Origin of the sequence: Winslowiella sp. 2C04, assembly GCF_050037805.1 — a bacterium.
In the GTDB taxonomy this organism is placed as follows: domain Bacteria; phylum Pseudomonadota; class Gammaproteobacteria; order Enterobacterales; family Enterobacteriaceae; genus Erwinia; species Erwinia toletana_A.
On the sequence record NZ_CP188300.1, the window covers coordinates 1078966 to 1095675 of the forward strand.

Consider the following 16710-nt stretch of genomic DNA (forward strand, 5'->3'; position numbering starts at 1 on the left):
TGTTTTCCCTCAGCTCTCCGCTGAGGGGATGTCTGAATGGATAAACCATAATGTTTACTTTCTTCACCGGCGATTTGCTGCCGATTATCGTTATTATGCTGCTGGGATATGTCAGCGGTAAGCGTCAGGCTTTTGATGAAGAGCAGGCTCGGGCGCTTAATAAACTTGTACTGAATTACGCATTACCTGCGGCACTGTTTGTTTCTATTGTGCGTGCTAACCGTGACATGATTTTTGCGGATGCTCGTCTGACGATTGTCTCTCTGGTGGTGATTGTTGGCTGTTTCCTTTTTTCCTGGTTCACCTGCTATAAGTTTTTTAAACGCACACATGCCGAAGCGGCGGTTTGCGCGCTGATTGCAGGGTCACCAACGGTGGGTTTTTTGGGCTTTGCCGTGCTGGACCCGATCTATGGAGCCAATGTTTCGACCGGACTGGTAGTCGCCATCATTTCAATTATTGTTAATGCGATTACCATTCCTATCGGTCTGTATTTACTCAATCCTTCTGCTGGCAAGGATGGTAAGAAAAGCAGCAACTTTGCTGCGCTGATTTCTGCGGCGAAAGAGCCCGTGGTATGGGTACCGGTGCTGGCAACGCTGATTGTGATGGCAGGTATTAAAATTCCGGCGGTATGGGACCCGAGCTTTAATTTAATCGCTAAAGCGAACTCCGGCGTGGCGGTATTTGCGGCAGGTTTGACGCTGGCTGCACATAAATTCGAATTCAGTAAGGAAATTGCCTGGAACACCTTCCTTAAACTGATCCTGATGCCATTGGTACTGCTTATCGTCGGAATGTTATTCCACCTCGATGCGGAACAGCTGCAGATGACCGTGCTGATTGGTGCGCTGCCTCCGGCATTCTCAGGAATTATTATCGCCAGCCGTTTCAATGTTTATACCCGTACCGGCACCGCCTCTCTGGCCGTCAGTGTGCTTGGCTTTATCGTTACCGCGCCGATGTGGATCTATATCAGCCGTCTGGTTTCATAAGCGCCTATATTAATAAATCAATCAGTCATCCAGAATACAATACGCTTGTATTCTGGAGCTGTTTCCGAGTGCAAAGTAATGAATGAAGATAAAAAAGCCGGGCCGTTCGACGGGCTGCTGGTTATCGATCTGACTCATGTGCTGAATGGTCCGTTTGGCACACAAATATTGTGTGACTTAGGCGCGCGCGTTATCAAAGTTGAGCCGCCAGGACACGGCGATGATACCCGGACGTATGGCCCCTATCTCGATGGCCAGTCCCTGTATTACAGCTTTGTGAATCGGGGTAAAGAGAGTGTAGTGCTCAATCTGAAAGACGAATCCGATCGGCATATCTTTACCAATATGCTGAAGCAGGCCGATGTGCTGGCGGAAAACTTTCGCCCCGGAACGCTTGAGAAACTCGGTTTTTCATGGGAACAGCTACAGGCGATTAATCCTCGTCTGATCTACGCCTCTTCTTCCGGTTTTGGACACACCGGCCCAATGAAAGATGCACCCGCCTACGACACCATTATTCAGGGCATGAGCGGTATTATGATGGAGACCGGCTTTCCTGATGGGCCGCCGGTTCGCGTCGGCACGTCGATTTCCGACCTCTGCGCGGGGGTTTATCTGTTTTGCGGCATAGCCAGTGCGCTGTATGGCCGGGAAAAAACCGGGCGCGGCGCGCATGTGGATATCGCGATGTTCGATTCGACGCTCACTTTCCTTGAACACGGCATGATGAGCTATATCGCCACCCATCAGACGCCGAAACGCCTTGGTAACCGCCATCCTTATATGGCGCCTTTCGACGTGTTTACTACGGCGGATAAACCGATCACCATCTGCTGCGGCAATGACCACCTCTTTGCTGCGCTATGTGGGGCATTACAGCGCCCTGAGCTGGCTGTCGACCCGCGATTTGCCAGCAATGTGCTGCGGGTAGAAAATCAGGCGGTTTTGAAACAGGCGATAGAAGCGGTGCTGAATACCCAGACCTCAGAAATCTGGTTGGCGCGTATCGGCGAGGCGGGAGTACCGGTGGCACCGCTGTTAAGCGTTGATGAAGCCATAGCACTGCCGCAGACCGCGGCGAGGAATATGATGATTGAAGCGGGTGGAGTGAGAATGCCGGGGAATCCAATAAAAATCAGTGGATATCCCGATCCGCACATTCGTCCCGGCGCCGCGACCCTCGATCAGCATGGGGAACAATTGCGCTTTGAATTTGCGTAACAGGGATCGCTCCGGTAAGCAACCGGAGCGAAAAACGTATTACAGCGGCTACCCGAGGAAAAGCGCGATCTCCTGATCCAGCTCAGCAAGATGTTCCGCCAGCGTCTGCATTAATTCAGCGTGGTCCGGTGAGTCGCTGCCGGTAAAGGGCCGGGATTCCAGCTGGAAACAGATATCCCTTAAACGCGTCAAATTAAGTATGCCGGCAGAGCCGTGAATACGGTGGATGTGCTTTTTAAACGTGCGCCAGTCTCCCTCATTCAGCGCCTGTCGGGCATGCGCTAAATCATCCCGTGACTCCTGGCTGAAAGTCAGTACGATTTCGCGCATCAGCTCAGGATCGTTATCGGTATTCTCCTGTAAGAAGTTGATATCCAGATATTGGGTGGCGCTGGCTGACGGCGCCGCCGGAGAGAGCTGGCTTAAGTGTCTTTTCAGCACATCAATCGTCAGCGGTTTAAAAAGACAGAGATCCATGCCGAAGCCAAGTCCGCGATCGCGTTCGAGAGTTTGTGCATTGGCGGTTAATCCCCAGATGGTTATGGGATTTTTTTCCTGGCGTAATACCTGCGTTAATTCAAACCCGTCGAGATGAGGCATGTTGATGTCGGTGATCAGTAAATCAAAGTGATGCTGACTGATTTTTTTAAGCGCGTCTTCGCCGTCGCAGGCTTCGCTGACATCATAGCCAAGCGTGCTTAACTGCCGCTTGAGCAGCAGCCGGTTGGTAGGGTGATCGTCCGCCACCAGGATTCGCAGGTTAGCGGGCAGCGTTAGAGATTCGTGGCGCTCTTCAGCAATGACGCACTGGTGCGTTGATACGGCTACCGGAATAGATACGCTGAAGGTTGATCCGACGCCCGGACGACTTTTCACGCTGAGTTCCCCCTGCATTTTGCCCACTAACTGTTTACAGATCATCAGCCCGAGGCCAGAACCGGTTTGCTGACGCCCTGAATGAGTCTGGCTGTAGGGTTTGAACAGCAGCTTTTGCTCTTCTTCGCTGATTCCACTGCCGGAATCCACCACGTCGATAACCAGTTTGGCCGTCTCGTGATGATGTTCAATCAGCCTGGCATTCAGCCTGACGCATCCTTTATCGGTAAACTTCAACGCATTGCTCAGCAGATTGGTCAGCACCTGTTTGATGGCCTGCGGGTCAATCATAATTAAGCAGTGATGGCTGAGTGGATTGTCGATCAGCAGCTGGATATTTTTTCTGGCGGCCAGCGCGTGAAAGGCGCGATAAATCACCGTGAGGTGTTCAGCCATATCCAGCCATTCTGGCTTAAGCTGATATTTGCCGGATTCTATTTTGTCGACATCCAGAATTTCACCGATCAGCCCGAGCAGGGATTGCCCGGTCGAATAAGCCAGTTTTACCGCTTCCGCTTTTTGCTCTTCCGTCTGCTGTTGGTTGGTTAACAGTTCCAGGAATCCCATAATTGAGCTGACCGGCGTTCTGATTTCGTGGCTCATATTTGCCAGAAACTGACTTTTGGCAACGGTGGCATTAATGGCTTTGTTTTTCTCAATTTCCAGCGCGCTGATAAGCGAACGCGTTTCAGTGATATCTTCCCAGCCGCAAATAAATATTCTGTCGTCACTGGCGGGCATATCACACAACGTCAGCCAGTGTTGGACGTAGCGCGTCTCACGGCCATTGCTGATTTCCAGCTCGCAGGTATTGATCGGCCGGTTACCGTGCTCATCAAGCTGGATGTGGGCGAATTCGGGCATCATGGCAGAGAATGGCGAATCAGGATTGGTCAGCGGCAGCGAGGCATTTGCGTAGTAATCCTCAGTAAAATATTGTGAAAATGCGCTGTTGTGACTCACGATTTGACCCTGAGAATTGACGACATAGCTTGGAGTAGGCAGCGAGTCTGAAAGCGCTTTGCGAAAGGAGATCTGATTTTCAAGATGGCCTTGTATCGCTTTGCGTCGCTGCACTTCTCGTAACAGATAAAACCCCCACAGCAGGCTGCTCAATATCAGTGACACGGCAAGTGCGGTAACGATATAAAACTGCTGGCTGTAGAGATCCCACGTATCAATGGTTACGTTGGGCATCTGTGTCCATTTTTCGGTCAGGCGAAGTATTTCACTTGGCGGCAGATTGTTCAGCGCTTTATCGATGATGCTCTTGAGCTCAGGTTCACCTCTGGGATAGGCAAAAGTGATCGCTGCGTGGGGCACATTCTTAATGCGAAAGAAATCCTGAGTGTCCGGATAATAGTGATCGACCATATAGCGTGCCGTCGACTGCGTGGCGACCAGCGCATCCAGCTTCCCTTCCTGTATCTGATGAAACGCCGCACTGGCATTGGCAACGGACACCCACTGCACCTTCGGGTGGCGCTTTTTAAGTGTGTCATCTAACCCGTAATAAGCGGGCAGTCCAACCTTCATGCCTGGCTTGAGCGTATGTTCTTTCATCCGGGCTTTTTGCATCACATACACATAAGGAGACATGATCAGCGTGTTGGAAAAGGCGACCTGGTGTTCACGCTCTTCTGAATATATCGCACCAGGGAAAATATCCCACTTTCCTTCCGGGCGCAGTACGTCTCCCGGAGGGGTAATTGGCGTAAAGACCGGAACGAACTTCATCCCGGTTTGCAGCTCAATAATATTCAGCAGATCGCCCATCATGCCGCGCGGATCGCCATTTTCGTCCGTCATTGAAAATGGCGGATGAAAAGATGAGACCAGCACGTTGACCGCCGGATGATTCTTGATCCATTTTTTTTCCTGCGAAGTCAACTTCAGCGGTTGATTGATAAACCCCAGGTTACCGGAGTTAAGCCGGTTCTGGATCACATCCCTTCTTATTTCATTGCTGAGACTGTCAACAAATCGATTCAGAATGTCCGGCAGCATGGTCATTTCTTTACGGGTAAAAAAGTAATTGAGCTGGCAGGGGCAGTCGTAATATTTGATGGCATTCAGTGAATGCGCAAAGTAGCGGGAGATAAGCGTGCTGGTAATAATATTGCTGCCAATAAAGTACTGATTATCGCCGGAGGAAACTGAGGCCAGTGCCTCGTAGTAGTCAGGATAATCGATGACCGCGGCATTGGGAAAGGAACGGGCAATCATCGCCTTAGCGGGGTAATCGTTTACCCGTGCAATTTTGACGGGTTTGATGGTGCTGAGCGGGCTCATGGTGTTATTAACCGTTGTCACCAACACAGGAAAGGTGGTTATCAGCGGCTGAGACAAATTGAGGGTGGGTTCTTGCGGACGTGAGTTCATCAGATCTGTCAGCATAACGTCCACTTCCCCTTCCTTCAGGGCCCTGACTGCATCCTCCGCGCGGGGATATTTCCGCAGAATCACTTTTACTTTCAGATTCTGTTGCAGCAACCCGAGGTAATCAGCATTAATTCCCTTGGCCCGCAAACCCGGTTCGGTCTGCAGGAGTGCGGAGTGCATGGAGCTATCGACTGCGACGATAAAATGCTTTTTACTGTTCAGCCAACGAAGTTCATGACTGGTTAAGCGTAAATCATCAAGCTCGATGCTGCCGTTGGTAAACTTAACGTCATAGTCAGTATAGGAAGGGGCTGCATTGGCCTGTACAGAAAAAAAAAGAACAACAGAGACCAAAAAACAAGTAAGAAAATTCATTCTGTTACCAGATTTTATTGTTCTGAGCGAAAGTAAACAGGTTCATTAATGATTTGCACTCAAGTTTCTCCATTAACCGACCTTTATAAGTGCTGACCGTTTTGTTACTGATAAACATTTTCTCTGCTATGGTGTTGTTATCATTACCATCCAGTATGTAGTTTAGCACCGTAATCTCCTGTCGGGAGAGAGAATCCAGTCTTTGCTGATCGGATGTCAGACGGCCGGTGAAGCGATCCATGGAAAACGGAAAGTAGCAGTAGCCATTTTTTGCGGCATCAATGGCGGCAATAATATTGTTTATGCCTTCTTTTTTGCTGACAAAACCATTTGCCCCAGCCTCTGCGCTGTAGCGGCCGTAGAAGTAATCATTCTTGGCTGACACAATAATGACGATGCCGGTGTAGTGGCGCTTGCGCAGCATCTCAAGCACCTGGATACCGTTATGGACCGGAATATCCACATCGATAATCATAATGTCCGGCTTTAGCGTTTCCATGCTCTGCACTGCTTTAGCGCCATCGCTCAATTCAGCCAACACCTCAATATCATTTTTACGCAGGAGATTGCGAATAGCTGTAATGGCGAGTGGATGATCGTCAATGATAATTGCTTTCATTTATAATTCCTTTGTCAGCTAAATCTTATGCTTTGGAGTGCACAAACAGCTCGTAACAGAGAGGGTGTTTAAATGACGAGCCAGAATAATGTCAGGGACTGAGCTTCAGTGCAGGGAAAAGTAATTCTTGATATGTATATTAAATCGTGGAAATTAAATGAAACATCAACGAATGTAAGGTGTTGTATATTCGTAGTATTTTCAGTGTGTTAAGAATATTATGACGGAGTTAAATTACAGCTGTAGGAATAATATCTCAATCATTTCAGGATTATCCCCTGTTATATCGCAGCCAAGGTTTTAACCTATTCGCATTCGCAACGGGCATATGATGTTTGACTCACGTAATAGAGATAATGCAGTTATTGCATTTTCGTAAAGCTTTATCGTGAATTGTTAAACATGCTATTAACATGAGATATTACAGTGGAACGGTCTGAAACGGCATCAAAGAAAAAATCAAGAAAGAAGTATTTTATTATTTTTTTTAGTATTTTACTTCCCGTGTTTATTGGTGCGTCTGTTTACTGGGATTTAATTATCAGTCATCAGGTCAGCACTGATGATGCCTACGTAACGGGTAACATGAACAGCATCTCCTCACAGATCGGAGGCAGCGTTACCGCAGTTAATAATACGGATACGGATTTCGTGCACCAGGGAGATGTTGTCGTCACGCTGGATAAGACGGACTCGACGATTGCCTTCAATCAGAAAAAAAGCAATCTGGCCAACACGGTGCGCGAGATGCGCAAACTCTATGTGCTGGATACTCAGTATCAGGCCAATATCACCGCGGCGCGAATTCAGTATAAGCAGGCGTCGGAGGATTATCAGCGGCGGCTGGAGCTGGTGGGTAAGGGCGTAATCACCCGAGAAAACCTTGAGCATGCAAAAGACACTGCAATAAGCAGCCAGGCTTCGCTGGATGCGGCTATCCAGGCTTATAAAGCGAATAGGGCGCTGATCATGAACACGCCTCTTGACCATCAGCCGCAGGTGCTGCAAGCAGCCGATCAGGTGAAACAGGCATGGCTTTCGCTTCAGCGTACTGATATTCGTAGCCCTGTTACCGGCTATGTCGCTCAACGTAGCGTGCAGGTTGGGGAGACGATTAATCCTGCTCAGGCGCTGATGGCGGTGATTCCGGCCCAGGAAATGTGGGTCAATGCCAATTTTAAAGAAACCCAGCTGACGAATGTTCGTATTGGCCAGCAGGTCACTTTGACCAGCGACCTGTATGGCGACAACGTCGTTTTTCACGGCTATGTCAAAGGCGTCAATATGGGTACCGGTAATGCATTTGCACTGCTTCCGGCACAGAATGCCTCAGGGAACTGGATCAAAGTCGTTCAGCGGGTACCCGTCAAGGTGGTACTGGAAGAGGGCGAACTCCGCCAGCATCCGCTGCGTATCGGCCTGTCAATGAATGCCACCATAGAGACCGGCGAGGTGAACAGCACCTCCCTTCACGAGCTTTCGCCTAAGGCGGCCATCACACCGGCATACCTCAGCGAGGCGCTGGTCATCGATACCGCCCCGGTAGATACCATTATCGCCAACATTATTAAACGTAATGGGCAGCTTTAATGGAGACCGTGAAATCACTGCCAGCCCCATTACGTGGGGCAATGTTGATCTGCATGACCTTTGCACTGTCGCTGGCGACATTTATGCAGATGCTGGACTCCACCATTTCCAACGTGGCGATCCCGACGATTTCAGGTTTTCTGGGAGCTTCAACGGATCAGGGGACATGGGTCATCACCTCGTTTGGCGTAGCAAACGCGATCTCAATTCCTCTGACCGGGCGACTGTCGCAACGGTTCGGCGAGTTGCGTTTGTTTCTTCTTTCAGTTGTCTGTTTTTCTCTGGCATCGCTGGCGTGCGGGCTTTCAACCAGCCTTGATATGCTCATTTTCTTCAGGGTGATTCAGGGGCTGATGGCAGGGCCGCTTGTTCCGCTGTCGCAGAGCCTGCTGCTGAGGAATTATCCACCGGAAAAACGCACCTTCGCCTTATCCATGTGGTCGATGACGGTGATTATTGCGCCGATTTGTGGGCCGATACTGGGTGGGTATATTTGCGACAACTTTAGCTGGGGTTGGATATTTTTCATCAATGTCCCGATGGGCATAATTGCCGTTTCACTGTGCGGAACTTTGCTGAAAGGCCGAGAGACAGAAACGCAGTCGGTGAAAATGAATTACGTCGGTCTGGTGCTGTTGGTGCTGGGCGTCGGTGCGCTACAGTTGATGCTTGATAAGGGTAAGGATCTGGACTGGTTTAACTCCACCACGATTATTACTCTGGCGATAGTGTCCGGCGTTTCGCTGATTTCCCTGATTATCTGGGAATCAACCGATGAAAATCCGATTATCGATATCAGTTTGTTCAAATCGCGTAATTTTACCATTGGTATCGTCTGCATCACCTGCGCCTTTCTGTTCTACTCTGGCGCTATCGTACTGATGCCGCAGTTGCTTCAGGAAACCATGGGGTACGATGCCATGTGGGCAGGACTGGCCTATGCGCCAATCGGATTGGCGCCGCTGATTTTGTCACCGATAATCGGCTTCTATGGTAATAAAATTGATATGCGTGTTCTGGTGACGTTCAGTTTTATCGTCTATGCGATATCTTATTACTGGCGTTCGATCACCTTCACCACCGGCATTGATTTTATGGGGATTATCTCTCCTCAGCTGTTACAAGGCTGCGCAGTGGCGTGTTTTTTTCTGCCACTGACCACTATTTCTCTTTCAGGTTTGCCGGATAATAAATTTGCCAATGCCTCCAGTATCAGCAATTTTTTCCGTACCTTATCAGGCTCGATTGGCACCGCGCTGACAATGACGCTGTGGAGTCGCTGGGAGTCAGGGCAGCACAGCGTGTTGACGGGGGCGATAAACCCGTTTAACCCGATATATAACGCATTCTCGCAGCGTATCGAATCTTCCGGAATCTCTTTTTCTCAGGAACTGAATGAAATAAACAATATGATCACGCAGCAGGGGATGCTCATTTCTGCCAACGAAATTTTCCGTCTCTCTGCAATAGCCTTTGTGATGCTGACGATTCTGGTGTGGTTTGCTAAACCTCCTTTTACTGCGAAAAAATAACCGACGCAGCTTAACTATTTTTATGACTCTATTTTAGTGAAGTAAGTTGTTGGTATGAATATTCGGATTGCGTACCTGATCTGGTATTGATTACGTTTGTAAGACTGTGATGACAAACTGTTATCCACGGTCCTATATTTCTGACTTTTATAATTTTATAGAATAGTGCCTATGCTGCGCTATGGTTTTTAGAGTCAATGCTATTACGAATTTAATTCCCGGCGCTATGTAACTTAATGGATTACATAGCCAATTAAAACTTTACGTCATGAGAAAACTATGTTGAAGAAAAAAGATGTTCAAAGAACGCTGGCGGGCCTGGCTGTGGTATCCGCGCTACTGTTATCCGGTTGCTCATCAATACCGAAAAGCATCAGCGGAGCCGAAGGGGCGGTCAATCCTGCGACCTATCAGCAACTTGCTATGGCGCCTGGTTTATACCAGGGGCAGGAAGTTCGTGTCGGTGGTAAAGTAATTAATGTGATTAATCTTCCCTCCAAAACGATTCTTGAGTTAGCGGTATTGCCACTCAATGATTATGCCCGTCCGAAAATTCACGAGGCATATCAGGGCCGCGTTTTAGTCTACACGGACAAATTCCTCGATCCTGATAATTTCCGTAATCGCTTTGTCACCGTGCTCGGAAAAATGGAAGGAACAGAAAATCAGTTGATTGGTAAGCGTCCTTACCCGTTCCTGAAGATGTCTGCTGTGGGTTATCAGGTATGGCAGCTTGATACGACTGTGATGCCTGCCAGTGGCTGGGTTTATGCCTGGTCTCCGGAGTGGGGCATTGCACCACCACCGGGATATTTCTACGGAGCTCCTGAAGTCGTGACCCAGAATACTTATCTGGAGCCGTAATTCTCATTTGTATTGTCAAAAGCGTCATGGTTAAACATGGCGCTTTTTCGTATCCGATGGATAAAAAAGAGATAAGGATTTAGTCTGATTATGTAGGGGGGGTAACACAGAAGTATGCGCCCGCGCGAGGGCTTATATGCACATAATCCACATCTGCAGTTGATATTGATGCTGTTGACGGGAAAGTCTGGATTATGATGATGCTGAATAAACTAGATTAAAGCTTTTGTCGCTATCAAGAGCTGGCGGAAGCTGAGTTTAGTGAGCAACGGGATGCCTGAAATTTCTATGAATCTCATTTTAATAGGTGTACCTGAGCGTGCTCCAATGTTGATTAGTTTTGCTGTTTTATCGTCTGCCATCAACCTTGGCCGGGGCAGGGGAGGAGAAGATATCAATGTATTTTCTCCGCCCCGGTCGACGGCTCACCCCACGGGGCTCAGTAAAAGGCATCCTTAGCGACGGTGCTTTAAGTATCCTGATTTTCCATACAATTACCTCTCTCCGTTATCGGAATGTAGATATCAAAAACAGGCAATTACACCATATTAATTAGGCTCCTTTTGCTATATAACTCTTGATATTATCTGGTACTGGAGTGTGATATTCACCGCCACCCCATTTAATGAGATAATCAGCATAACTCATATTGAGCCTGTCTTTCATTTCTGACAAAGAGCCTATTCACGATCTTGGTAAATTATCTATTTTTAATATTATTGTCAGTAGCATAACCTATAAAATTCCACCATTCATTATCTGTTTTTGATGTCGGGAAGTAGCCATAATCCCCATCTTTTTTTAAGGTAAAATACATTTTTGTTGTCTCGCAATAATAGAGATCTCCTTTATTGCCATTTTTATCTGGCTGTCCCCAGGTATGGAAGGGTGGGCCAGAATGTTCTGTGAAATGCCACCATTCATTATCTGTTTTTGATGTCGGGAAGTAGCCATAATCCCCATCTTTTTTTAAGGTAAAATATCCTTTTATTGTATCACAAAAATAGAGATCTCCTTTATGACCATTTTTATCCGGCTGGCCCCAGATATGGATGGGTTGGGCAGGTTGACTTATAAATTGCCACCATTCATTATCTGTTTTTGATGTCGGGAAGTAGTCATAATTCCCATCTTTTTTTAAGGTGAAATACATTTTTGTTGTCTCACAAAAATAGAGATCTCCTTTATGACCATTTTTATCCGGCTGGCCCCAGATATGGAAGGGTAGGGCAGAATGATCTGTAAAATGCCACCATTCATTATCTGTTTTTGATGTCGGGAAGTAGCCATAATCCCCATCTTTTTTTAAGGTGAAATAGCCTTTTGTTGACTCACAAAAATAGAGATCTCCTTTATGACCATTTTTATCCGGCTGGCCCCAGATATGAACGGATAGTTGAGTGCGGGTATTCGTACTCCCAGCGTTATCCTTGTTGATAAACTTACCTATATTTGAACCCACGTCGTTCGCCAGGTTATATCCGGGAACACCTACCATGGTGTCTTTCACGGTATTTAACTCTTTGGCCCACGGGACTTTGATGTTTCCCTTCGCCAGTATTTTTTTTGCCAGCGGGAGCCCCAGGGTGATGCTGCCGTCCACAAGCAGGCTGGCCAGCAAGTTCGCAGGTATGGTTGAGATAATACCCTCCGCTTGTTCCCTACTGTCAGCGAATGCCAGTTTGACGAGATCTTTTTTCAACGTCAGCCCTGCGGCCAGAGCGACCTGTTTTAAGAGTAACGCGATGCCAGATCCGGGAACCACCGACGACAAAACGATCCCTGCGCCGATAAACAGACCATCAATCAGACCATCAAGAAAAAACTCACTCCTGGTGGATATCGTACTCTTGATGTCCTGCTCTGCCCGCTTCAGCAGGTTTGCTACGGTATCCTGGCCAATGTTTTCTATTTTTTCAAGAGATAATGGACTGCCATATTCTAGCGGCCCAAGATGACTCCAACCTTCTGAAATGTTACGAAAATTAAAATTCTGGGCTCTTTTATCTGGATCTCTACAGGTATATTGCGTATTAGCCGATAGGTGTTTCAGGATCCAGTCCTGAACATTCTTCTTACCCATTCCCTGCTCTGTTTCGATAAAAGGTAACATGGTGCCAGCGGCGTCCCATGCCAGCACATTGTTGCCTGCACGCAGTGCAACAACCTCAGTTAAGCACTCATCATGGAAAGTTAATTGGTGTGGCTTTATCTCCCCCTTCAGATATTGTTCAAGCTGCGGTTTGAACACCGCCAGGCCGGGGTCAACCGCTAATGCCTTCGCGGTTTTATAAAAAGAGAGCGAGTAGAATTTAGCCATCTTCTCTCTTTTTGTACCGTCAGATTTGATGCTGTCAAGCTGGTCGATAAAGGCACTCTGGACACGATCAGGTAGGGCCCTCCCTGCTCCTCCTGGCAGGTTATAGCCACCCCTGCTCATATAGGGGCTGGCATCATTCAGTAATGCCGTACGAAACGCCACCGTCTCAGCGCTGGTGTAGAATGCCTGTTTTTCACCTCTCCACTCCGGCCATTTCGCTAAATAATTAAATTTCCCCATCGCCAGATCGATCAGCGTAACGGGCGTGCTTCCCTTGCCGGGTGCTTTGCCCTCTCTCATGATGATGACACTGTCCGGCGACGTCAGCTCGTCGCGCTTCGCCGCCTCAGGGTGCTTATCAATAATGTCCTGGATAAATTTACGGATAAACTGTTCAGGGGCGAACTCTGCGCCCATTCGGATCACGGCCCCCTCCTGCACCCCCTGCAGCCAGGTTGTCACTTTCCCTTCCAGATAGGCTTCTGACCAGCTGTTTCTGATGTTGTCAATGCGCACCTGCCCGGCAATGCGTGCCTGTTCGTGTAACTTTTCTTCTGCAGCGATCTTTTGAATTTTGGTTTCTCTTACCTTCATGGTATGGGTAACAAAATTCGATCGTTTTACACGGCTGTTGCTTTGTTGCAACCCGGCATCCTCCTGCGCAGGGTTCGCGCCCTCCGCCAGAATAATCCCCTTCGTCACCCCGTCCTCACCCAACACCCTGTGCAAGCGTCCGGGCCCGGTCAGCGCCGTGTTCATCCCCTGTGGCACGTCATGCTCGTCCCGTTTCTCGCGGATCGCCGGGTTCACCGCCGCGGCAACCCCGGCCCCCGCCGCAGCCCCCGCCACAACCGGCAGCGCCAGCGCCAACCACCGCTTCCACTCGCCGCCCGCCTGAGCGACAGGCTGGGTCGTGGGCCCGTACACCCCCGCACGCGACGGCGACAGCCGCACGATCTGCGCGCCGCTCTCCCCGTCAGTGGTCGTCACTGTCCTGTTCAGGGTGACCGGGCGGTCACCCGCGGTCCCTTTTATGCCCGGCTCGCCCTCTCTGGAAAGCAGCAGGAACATCGCCGACAGCAGCGCGCCCGACGCGGCCCCTGCCGCCGCTCCCGTCGCCAACTGCCCCACCGACAGCTCTCTTTCCATCACGAACCAGCCCTGCGCCTTCTCCTCCGCCGTCAGCTCCACCTCTTTGGTGAACAGCTGGGCGGTTTTGCCGGCCACCCAGTGGACGCCGTCGTGAATAGCGTCTGACGCGGCGTTGGTGAGCAGCGTCTCCAACTTCGCCACCGCGGCCTCCAGTCCCGGTTTTTTGCTGGCCTGCAGCAGCGCGATAACATCCATGGCCAGGGCAGGGAGGGACGACAGAGAGGAAAACGAGGTGAGCGACGGCAGGGCGAGCGTGTCCGGCACCTGGCTCAGCATTTTTTTCATATTTTCCACCTGCGCCAGCGCCATGTTCTGCGCGGGCACCCCCTCTTCTGCCAGCGTCTGGCGCACGGCGTCATGCAGGCGCGTCTGGGTCGGCAGCAGTCCCGACGCCTCCCCCTGCGCCTTCAGGGCAGCCAGGCCCGGCTCCAGCGTCTCCAGTTCGTTTTGCAGACGACTGCGTTGCTCTCCGGCGGGGAGGCGGGCGACGGCGGCCCGCAGCACCTCACCGTCGGCCAGCAATTGGTCTGACGGCGTCACGCGGATACCGCTCTGCTGTTGCAGGCGGGCCAGGTCCCGTTGCAGCATCGTCAGCGGTGGGAGGGTGCTCAGCAACTCAGGATGCTTCAGCATGATGGTCTGCCGCTGCTGCAGGCGGCCGCTCAGCTCGCGCTGGGGGGTGTTGCTGTCCCTGACCGCCTGGTGGATATCGCACAGCGCGGGGAGGAAGGTCACCAGCGAGGCCATCCTGCGCAGGAACAGGCGATCGCCGGCGCTATTCTCCAGCGCCCGGCCCAGCGGCTCCAGCAGTTTTCTGGCCTGAACGTAGTCTCCGCTCTGCAGGGCGTCGCGGATTTCGACAGCCAGCCGCGTATCCAGCACCGCATGGATAAGGGTATGCTCCAGCCGCGAAAAGGTGGCCGGATCGGTGCGGGCATACTCCTCAAGCAGCTCGGCGGTATTTTTCCCTATCAGCGCGCTGACGCCGCTGGCGCACTTCAGGGTCCCGGAGACGATGGCCGAGAGGGTGCTCAGGGTGTCGAAGGTGTAGTCCGCGGGGTGGCTCTTATAATCGTCCTGAATATAGTGGATAAGGCTGCGGTAAAAGGTGTTGACGCTGGTAGTGCTGCCGGGGGCATGTTCACTCTTGTAAAAGCCGTAGGCTTTTTTGGCGGGCAGGCTGGCCGCCTGGGCGATATCATACAGTGCGCCGCCACACTTTTTCAGCACCGCGAGGCTGCTGCCGAGCAGCGCCTCACCGGTCGCGTAGCCGACCTTTTTGCCGTCCATCAGGCCGGCAAGCTCCCGGGCCTGTTCCCAGGTGCCGGAGGCGTTGGCCATCCCGCCGAGGTCCGACAGGTGGAGGCCATCCTTCATCAGCGGGCCGAGCAGCGGGACCGTGTCATTCAGAGAGACGTTCATCATGCCGAACAGGCCCGCCAGTCCGGGCATGCGGGCCAGCGCGCTGAGCTGGGCCGCCGGCGTGCCTTTGAACGGGAAATCGGCCAGCGCCTGGGCATGCCTGAGCAGCCCCTCCTGCACAAAGGTGGCCTCGTTGTCATCCAGCTTCAGGCCGGTCCGCAGCCACTGCCCATCATTTGCCTCCAGTTTTTCACGCAGGGCAGGAGACTGCACAGCCTCCATCATCCAGCGCAGGGAGGCGCCTGCTGACGCCTTCCCGGGCATGGGCGGGAGCTCACGGCCTAATGCCGACAGCGCGCCGCCCTCCGCGGCGGCGGTGTTGAGCTTCCTGGCGACGTTCAGCATCAGGGTCACCTGCTGCGGTGCCACGCTCTCCAGCATCCGGACGGCCAGCGCGTCGTTGGTCAGTTTTCCCTCTTTCCACTGCTGAAACATCTCTGCCTGCTCGAGCAGGGGGGTGAGCGTCGCGCAGATATTTGACAGCCCCAGCTCGCGGATGGTCTGCAGTTTTGACAGCGAGTCTTTGAGCGCACCGACCGACAGGCCCTGACTCAGCACGTCCACGGTGTCACACAGCGCGTTGACCCAGCGGCAGGCGGCCGAGTCCGGGCTGGCCTGCTTCAGGCTGGCCTGTGCGGTGTTCAGCTTAAACGTGATGCTCTTTAGCCGGTCGGCCAGGGTGGTCTCTTTCTCACTCACCACGGCCAGCGCGTTGCGGACGAGTTTAATCAGCGGCAGCACCGCCTGGGCATGGTCCCGGGACATCCCGGTCAGTTTGAGCCCGCTTTCCAGCAGAATACCGAGCGCCGCCTCCTTTACTGCGTCGGAGAGGATAGGCGCCGGGGCGAACGCCGGTGAGCGCGCGGGAGCGGAGAGTGAAGCGCGCTTCAGGCCGAGGAGCGCGGCGCTGAGTTTGTTGAGGGCGTCATCGTGGATAAAGCCGGCGCGGTCCAGCAGGTCCTCCATTTTTTGGGGACGCTCCGGCAGCGTGGCGGAAAACGCTAACCCGGTGGCGGTCTCCAACTGTTGCCGGAAGTCATCAGACAGGGTCAGCATATCCCTGAGCGCCGCGCAGACGGCGGGGGCGTCGCGCCAGCTCTCTCCCGCCTGGCTCATGGCGCTGTTCAGCCGTAAGCGGGCATCGGGCAGCGTTGCAGGCGTCTGTGGGAGGGGCGGGGTGAGCCCCTGCCGGAGGCGCTGGGTGAGGTTGGTCATAGAGGGGTTGAGCATGGATAAATCCGTCATAAAAATAAAATTATGGGGGAATATGACATGGCAGGACGGGGCGAACTGTCGTTTTTAGGCGGGAGTTTGTGGTTTTGTGCACAACCTTATTCTCAATGCTTATATCAGTGCAGTTTT

Annotated in this window: 8 protein-coding genes; 5 read left to right on the forward strand and 3 right to left on the reverse strand. The window is 51.5% G+C overall.

All coding sequences use genetic code 11. From position 1 onward, the window contains the following. The first annotated feature begins 50 nt into the window (after positions 1 to 50). Positions 51 to 995, forward strand: coding sequence for a transporter YfdV (yfdV, locus tag ACP3TC_RS04555; protein WP_313853265.1), 945 nt, complete (start codon positions 51 to 53; stop codon positions 993 to 995). 78 nt (positions 996 to 1073) lie between these two features. Then, positions 1074 to 2216, forward strand: a complete 1143-nt coding sequence (gene yfdE, locus ACP3TC_RS04560) for a CoA:oxalate CoA-transferase (RefSeq protein WP_313853263.1) — start codon at positions 1074 to 1076, stop codon at positions 2214 to 2216. Positions 2217 to 2264: 48 nt separating this feature from the next. Here the strand turns inward: yfdE and ACP3TC_RS04565 are convergent, their stop codons facing one another. Together ACP3TC_RS04565 and evgA are read right to left on the reverse strand one after the other, a co-directional pair. Then, on the reverse strand, positions 2265 to 5849 hold the full coding sequence (locus ACP3TC_RS04565; protein WP_426817605.1) for a response regulator: 3585 nt from the start codon (positions 5847 to 5849) through the stop codon (positions 2265 to 2267). A gap of 4 nt (positions 5850 to 5853) precedes the next feature. Next, positions 5854 to 6468: an acid-sensing system DNA-binding response regulator EvgA gene (evgA, locus tag ACP3TC_RS04570; RefSeq protein WP_313853258.1), complete on the reverse strand. Its 615-nt coding sequence runs from the start codon at positions 6466 to 6468 to the stop codon at positions 5854 to 5856. Between the two features lie 426 nt (positions 6469 to 6894). On the opposite strand from evgA, the gene ACP3TC_RS04575 reads away from it, so the two are divergent. From ACP3TC_RS04575 to ACP3TC_RS04585, 3 genes are all read left to right on the forward strand, one after another. After that, positions 6895 to 8058, forward strand: a complete 1164-nt coding sequence (locus ACP3TC_RS04575; protein ID WP_426817606.1) for an EmrA/EmrK family multidrug efflux transporter periplasmic adaptor subunit — start codon at positions 6895 to 6897, stop codon at positions 8056 to 8058. Further along, entirely contained in the window at positions 8058 to 9590 is a 1533-nt protein-coding gene (locus tag ACP3TC_RS04580; RefSeq protein WP_313853254.1) for a DHA2 family efflux MFS transporter permease subunit, read from the forward strand. The genes ACP3TC_RS04575 and ACP3TC_RS04580 overlap by 1 nt, the downstream gene beginning before the upstream one ends. 279 nt (positions 9591 to 9869) lie before the next feature. Continuing rightward, a complete protein-coding gene (locus ACP3TC_RS04585; protein ID WP_426817607.1) occupies positions 9870 to 10454 on the forward strand; it encodes a Slp family lipoprotein in 585 nt (194 codons plus the stop codon). A gap of 700 nt (positions 10455 to 11154) precedes the next feature. Here ACP3TC_RS04585 and ACP3TC_RS04590 read toward each other — a convergent pair. After that, positions 11155 to 16578, reverse strand: a complete 5424-nt coding sequence (locus tag ACP3TC_RS04590; RefSeq protein ID WP_426817608.1) for a hypothetical protein — start codon at positions 16576 to 16578, stop codon at positions 11155 to 11157. Between the last annotated feature and the right edge of the window lie 132 nt (positions 16579 to 16710).

Coding starts and splice junctions, on each gene's coding strand:
- yfdE (WP_313853263.1), top strand. CDS start 1,074: ATGAATGAAGATAAAAAAGCCGGGCCGTTCGACGGGCTGCTGGTTATC.
- ACP3TC_RS04590 (WP_426817608.1), bottom strand. CDS start 16,578: ATGCTCAACCCCTCTATGACCAACCTCACCCAGCGCCTCCGGCAGGGG.
- ACP3TC_RS04585 (WP_426817607.1), top strand. CDS start 9,870: ATGTTGAAGAAAAAAGATGTTCAAAGAACGCTGGCGGGCCTGGCTGTG.
- ACP3TC_RS04580 (WP_313853254.1), top strand. CDS start 8,058: ATGGAGACCGTGAAATCACTGCCAGCCCCATTACGTGGGGCAATGTTG.
- yfdV (WP_313853265.1), top strand. CDS start 51: ATGTTTACTTTCTTCACCGGCGATTTGCTGCCGATTATCGTTATTATG.
- evgA (WP_313853258.1), bottom strand. CDS start 6,468: ATGAAAGCAATTATCATTGACGATCATCCACTCGCCATTACAGCTATT.
- ACP3TC_RS04565 (WP_426817605.1), bottom strand. CDS start 5,849: ATGAATTTTCTTACTTGTTTTTTGGTCTCTGTTGTTCTTTTTTTTTCT.